Annotated in this window: 4 protein-coding genes; 1 reads left to right on the forward strand and 3 read right to left on the reverse strand. The window is 72.5% G+C overall.

Features of this window, described 5'->3' with window-relative positions:
* Positions 1 to 1055, reverse strand: a 1055-nt coding sequence (locus tag FRZ03_RS23140; protein WP_186785569.1) for an aminotransferase class III-fold pyridoxal phosphate-dependent enzyme, incomplete at its 3' end; no start/stop codon positions are given.
* Between the two features lie 263 nt (positions 1056 to 1318).
* Between FRZ03_RS23140 and FRZ03_RS23145 the strand changes: the two genes are divergently transcribed.
* A complete protein-coding gene (locus FRZ03_RS23145; RefSeq protein WP_146467066.1) occupies positions 1319 to 2539 on the forward strand; it encodes a trypsin-like serine peptidase in 1221 nt (406 codons plus the stop codon).
* A 93-nt stretch (positions 2540 to 2632) separates the two neighbouring features.
* Here the strand turns inward: FRZ03_RS23145 and hflX are convergent, their stop codons facing one another.
* Together hflX and FRZ03_RS23155 are read right to left on the reverse strand one after the other, a co-directional pair.
* Positions 2633 to 4123, reverse strand: coding sequence for a GTPase HflX (hflX, locus tag FRZ03_RS23150; protein WP_146467067.1), 1491 nt, complete (start codon positions 4121 to 4123; stop codon positions 2633 to 2635).
* 189 nt (positions 4124 to 4312) lie between these two features.
* A complete protein-coding gene (locus tag FRZ03_RS23155; protein ID WP_146467068.1) occupies positions 4313 to 5827 on the reverse strand; it encodes a M1 family metallopeptidase in 1515 nt (504 codons plus the stop codon).

Consider the following 5827-nt stretch of genomic DNA (forward strand, 5'->3'; position numbering starts at 1 on the left):
CCCCCGATCTCCGACCGGAGTCGCTCCAGCATCCACGCGCCCAACCGCCCGGCCCGTTCGGCGAGCCCGTTCTCACGGACGTACGCCAGCGTCGCGGTCCCCGCGGCCATGGCCAGCTGGTTGCCGCGGAACGTGCCCGCGTGGGCGCCGGGTTCCCAGACGTCGAGGTCGTCGCGGTAGACGAGCACGGCCAGCGGGAGGCTGCCGCCGACGGCCTTGGACAGGACCATGACGTCGGGGGTGATCCCGCTGTGGTCGACGGCCCAGAACGCGCCGGTGCGGCCCACGCCGGTCTGCACCTCGTCGGCGATCAGCGGGACGCCGCGGTCGGCGGTGATCCGGCGCATCCGGCGCAGCCAGTCGTCCGGGGCCGGGAGCACCCCGCCCTCGCCCTGCACCGGTTCGAGGATCATCCCGGCGGGCAGCGGCACGCCGGACTTGGGGTCGTCCAGGAGCGACTCGGCCCAGCGGGCGGCGAGTTCGGCGCCGTACGGGCCGCCGACGCCGAACGGGCAGCGGTAGTCCTGCGGGTAGGGCAGCCGGACGGCCCGGACCTCGCGCGCACCGCCGGAGACGGCGAGGGCGCCGGCGGTCATGCCGTGGTACGCGCCGGTGAAGGCGAGGAGACCGCTGCGCCCGGTCGCGGCCCGGACCAGTTTGAGCGCGGCCTCCACGGCGTCCGTGCCGGCCGGTCCGCAGAACTGCACGCGGGCCCGGTCGGCGAGGCCCGGCGGCAGGGTGCGGAACAGCTCGGTGACGAAGGCGTCCTTGACCGGCGTCGCGAGGTCCAGGACGGTCAACGGCGCCTCCGAGTCGAGGACTTGGCGGACGGCCTCCAGGACCACCGGATGGTTGTGGCCGAGGGCGAGGGCGCCGGCGCCGGAGAGGCAGTCCAGGTAACGGCGGCCGTCGGCGCCCTCGATGGTGAGTCCCCGCGCCCGCACCGGCACGATGGGCAGGGCCCGCGCATAGGTGCGCGCCGAGGACTCGCGCGCCGACTGGCGCCGCAGGATGCCCTCGTGCGCGTCTTCCGCCCTCGACTCCGTAACGGCCACGACTCGCTGTCCTCCCGCTGTGCGCCCATCGCCTACAACCGTTCATCGCGCGGCGGGTTACGGCTTGCCCCCGGATCGATGCGCGTCACGAGCGCGCGCTCGTAGCGAAACCGTTGCCGTTCCGGCGGGAGTCCCCCACGGCGAACGCATAGGGTGTGATGCCGTTCCGAGAAGATCGTGGGGCCGGCCCGAACCCGCCATGCGCGGGCGGCAGGTGTCACGGCCGAGCGCCGGGTTCCATCACCACACGGGGAGTCAAGAGCATGCGATCCATACGGCCGTCGTCCACCGCCCGGCCGAGGAGGGGCCGCCGCGCCTCGTCCTCGCTGGCGGCGGTCGCCCTCGCCTCGGCGCTGGCGCTGACCGCCACCGCCTGCGGTGGCGACGACCAGGCCGACGGCAACCCGTCCGCCTCCGCCGCCGCGGCGGGCACCGGCGACGGCAAGATCAAGATTCCGGACGACCTGAGGCAGAAGCTGAAGGAGCACGGGATCGACGTCGACAAGTGGAAGAACGGCGCCTGGAAGGACTGGAACAGGAAGGACTGGCTGCGCGAGGCCAACGATTTCATCAACCCGATCATCAAGGGGCTGTGGGACCCGAACCGGATGCGGCACGCGGGCGACCCGGACAAGGGCGTCGACGACAACGACATCTCCGGTGACCAGGGCGTGACCGACCCGACGCCGGCGCCGGTGAAGGCGCGGCAGGTCGCGGCGCCGTACCACGTGAACGCGGCCACGTCGGGCAAGGTGTTCTTCGACTCCCCCGAGGGCCACATGGTGTGCTCGGGCACGGTCGTGGAGGACCCGGCGCACCCGGGCAAGTCCAACCTCGTCTGGACGGCGGGCCACTGCGTGCACGCGGGCAGGAGCGGCGGCTGGTACCGCAACCTCGCCTTCGTGCCGTCGTACAACAACGCGGCCGAGTCCGTCGACCAGTTGCAGAACGCCGCCCGGTCCGAGATCGCCCCGTACGGCGTCTGGTGGGCGGACGCCGCGCAGACCTCCCAGCAGTGGATCGACCAGGGCGGCGAGACGGGCGGCAACGGTGCCCCGTACGACTTCGCGGTCATCCATGTGACGCCGGAGCAGGGCAGCGGCGGCAAGTCGCTTCAGGAGACGGTCGGCGGGGCGCTGCCGGTGGACTTCGACGCGCCGGCCGTGCCGAAGGTGCGGAGCATGACGGCGTCGGGGTACCCGGCGGCGGCGCCGTACGACGGTCAGCTGCTGTACCAGTGCGCGGACAAGCCGGGCCGGCTGTCGATCGACCAGGCCGCCCCGACGATGTACCGGATCGGCTGCTCGATGACCGGTGGTGCCTCCGGCGGCGGCTGGGTGGAGACCGGCGCGGACGGCAAGCCGAAGCTGGTGTCCAACACCTCCATCGGCCCGGTCAGCTCGGGCTGGCTGGCGGGCCCCCGGCTGGGCGACGTCGCCAAGGGCGTGTACCGGTCGGTGAGCGAGAAGTTCGCCGGGCAGTAGCCCTGTCGGCGGCCGAGGCCGCGCCGGCCACGGCCGCACGACGACGAAGGCCCGCCGCCCCGAGGGGGTGGCGGGCCTTCGTGCCGCGGTGGGTCAGCCCGCGGAGACCGGCGTGTACGGCGCCAGGTCCGCGGCCAGTTCCTCGTGCACCCGGACCTTGAGCAGGGTGCCCTCCGCGGTGTGCTCCTCGGAGATCACCTCGCCCTCGGTGTGGGCGCGGGCGACGAGCTTGCCGTGGGTGTACGGCACCAGCGCCTCGATCTCGACCGAGGGGCGGGGCAGCTCGTCGTCGATCAGGGCGAGCAGCTCGGCGATGCCCTGGCCGGTGCGGGCCGAGACCGCGATGGCGCGCTTCTCGACCCTGAGCAGCCGCTGGAGGACCAGCGGGTCGGCGGCGTCCGCCTTGTTGATCACGACGATCTCGGGCACGTCGGTGGCGCCGACGTCCCGGATGACCTCGCGCACGGCGGCCAGCTGCTCCTCCGGGACCGGGTGCGAGCCGTCCACCACGTGCAGGATCAGGTCGGAGTCGCCGACCTCCTCCATGGTGGAACGGAACGCCTCGACCAGGTGGTGGGGCAGGTGCCGGACGAAGCCGACGGTGTCCGCCAGGGTGTACAGCCGCCCGCTCGGGGTCTCCGCGCGGCGCACGGTCGGGTCCAGGGTCGCGAACAGCGCGTTCTCGACCAGGACGCCGGCGCCGGTGAGCCGGTTGAGCAGGGAGGACTTGCCGGCGTTGGTGTAGCCCGCGATGGCGACGGAGGGCACCTTGTTGCGGCGGCGCTCCTGGCGCTTGATCTCGCGGCCGGTCTTCATGTCCGCGATCTCCCGGCGCATCTTCGCCATCTTCTCGCGGATGCGCCGCCGGTCCGTCTCGATCTTGGTCTCACCGGGACCACGGGTGGCCAGGCCACCGCGACCGCCACCCATCTGCCGGGACAGCGACTGGCCCCAGCCGCGCAGCCTGGGCAGCATGTACTGCATCTGCGCGAGCGCGACCTGCGCCTTGCCCTCACGGGACTTGGCGTGCTGGGCGAAGATGTCGAGGATCAGGGCCGTACGGTCGATGACCTTGACCTTGACGACGTCCTCCAGCTGGATCAGCTGGCCGGGGCTCAGCTCGCCGTCGCAGATCACGGTGTCGGCGCCGGTCTCGAGGACGATGTCCCGCAGCTCGGCGGCCTTGCCCGAGCCGATGTAGGTGGCCGCGTCCGGCTTGTCGCGGCGCTGGATGACGCCGTCGAGCACGAGCGCGCCCGCGGTCTCCGCGAGGGCGGCCAGCTCCGCGAGGGAGTTGTCCGCGTCCTGCGCGGTGCCGGTGGTCCACACGCCGACGAGCACGACCCGCTCCAGGCGGAGCTGGCGGTACTCGACCTCGGTGACGTCCTCCAGCTCGGTGGACAGGCCCACCACGCGGCGCAGGGCCGCGCGCTCGGACCGGTCGAACTGGTCTCCGTCCCGCTCGCCGTCGATCTCGTGGCTCCAGGCGACGTCCTCTTCCATCAGGGCATCGGCCCGAAGACCTTCGGGGTAGGCGTGCGCGAGGCGCTTGGCGTCCTGGGAAGGGGAAGAAGAGGAGGTCATTGGATCCTTACGTCGATGGGAGTGTCGTTTCGGCGGCGGCACGACGGTCACGGAGTACCGCTCGTGAGGAACAACGCACGAGTACCCCGGGAGATTCCCGTGTCCCGTGCCGCGCCGACCTGAAGATGGTCGCACGAGGCGGCGCGTCCCGTCACCGTGTTATCGCGGGGTGCGGTGCGGCCCCCGCGGTCACTTGTGGGCCGGCCGCGTCGCCGCCTTCGTGGTCGGGTCCTGCTTCCAGTCCGGGTGGCCGGGCATCGGCGGGGTCTTCTCGTCGTACAGCCAGGCGTGCAGGAAGCCGCTGAGGTCGCGGCCGGCGACGGCGGAGGCCAGGTCGATGAAGTCGCTGGTGGAGGCGTTGGAGTCGCGGTGGTCGCGAACCCAGAGCCGTTCCAGGCGCTCGAAGGCGGGACGGCCGATCTCCTGCCGCAGGGCGTAGAGGGCCAGGGCGGCGCCGTCGTAGACGCTCGGCCGGAAGATGCTGATCTTCTGGCCGGGCACCGGCGCCTTGGGCCGGGCGGGCGGGCCGCCGGAGGCGCGCCAGCCGTCGGAGGCGGCGTAGGCGGCCTTCATCCGGTCGGCCATCGGGCGGTGCGCCTTCTCCTCGGCGTACAGCGCCTCGTACCAGGTCGCGTGTCCCTCGTTCAGCCAGACGTCGGACCAGGTGCGGGGGCTGACGCTGTCGCCGAACCACTGGTGGGACAGTTCGTGCACCATGACCGACTCGACGTACCAGGCGGGGTAGGCGGGCTCGGTGAACAGCTTCTTCTCGAAGAGGGAGAGGGTCTGTGTCTCCAGTTCGAACCCGGTGGTGGCGTTCGCCATGATCACGCCGTAGTTCTCGAACGGGTACCGGCCGACCTTGCTCTCCATCCAGGCGATCTGGTCGGGCGTCTTGGCGAGCCAGGGTTCGAGGGCCTCGCGGTCGGCGCTGGGCACCACGTCGCGCAGCGGCAGCCCGTGGGGGCCCTCGCGGCGCGGTACGGCGGAGCGGCCGATGGACACCTGGGCCAGCTCGGTGGCCATGGGGTGCTGGGTGCGGTAGGTCCAGGTGGTGTTCCCTCCCGCGCGCCGGGGGGTGCCGGGCAGGCCGTTGGCCACCACGGTGTAGGTGTTCGGCGCGGTGACCCGGAAGGTGAACATGGCCTTGTCGGACGGGTGGTCGTTGCACGGGAAGACCATGTGGGCGGCGTCGGCCTGGTTCGCCATGACGAGACCGTCGGTGGTGGGCACCCAGCCGCCGTCGCCCTTCTCGGCGGGCACGGGGTCGCTGGTGTGCCGCACGGTGATCCGGACCCAGTCGCCCCGGTGCAGGCGCTCGACCGGGGTGACGACCAGGTCCTCGCCCGCGCCGGTGAACCGGGCGGGAATCCCGTCGACCCGCACGGACCGGACGGTGCCGTGCGTAAAGTCCAGGTTGACGCGGTCCAGGTCGGCGGTGACCCAGGCGTCGATGGTGGTGACGGCCTGGAGCGGCTTGTCGTTGGTGCCGGGGTAGGTGAGGTCCAGGTCGTACGACGTGACGTCGTAGCCGGGGTTGCCCAGGGTCGGGTAGAGCCGGTCGCCGATGCCCAGCGGCACGGGCGGCGCGGCGGCGGCGACCAGGCAGACGGAGCAGAGGGTGGCGGCGGAGGCGAACAGGGCGGCCTTCCGGCGCCGGGCGACAGGGCCGGGAACGCCCCGGCGGCGGGGGTTGAGCAGCAT

Source organism: Streptomyces misionensis (assembly GCF_007896895.1).
In the GTDB taxonomy this organism is placed as follows: Bacteria; Actinomycetota; Actinomycetes; order Streptomycetales; family Streptomycetaceae; genus Streptomyces; species Streptomyces misionensis_A.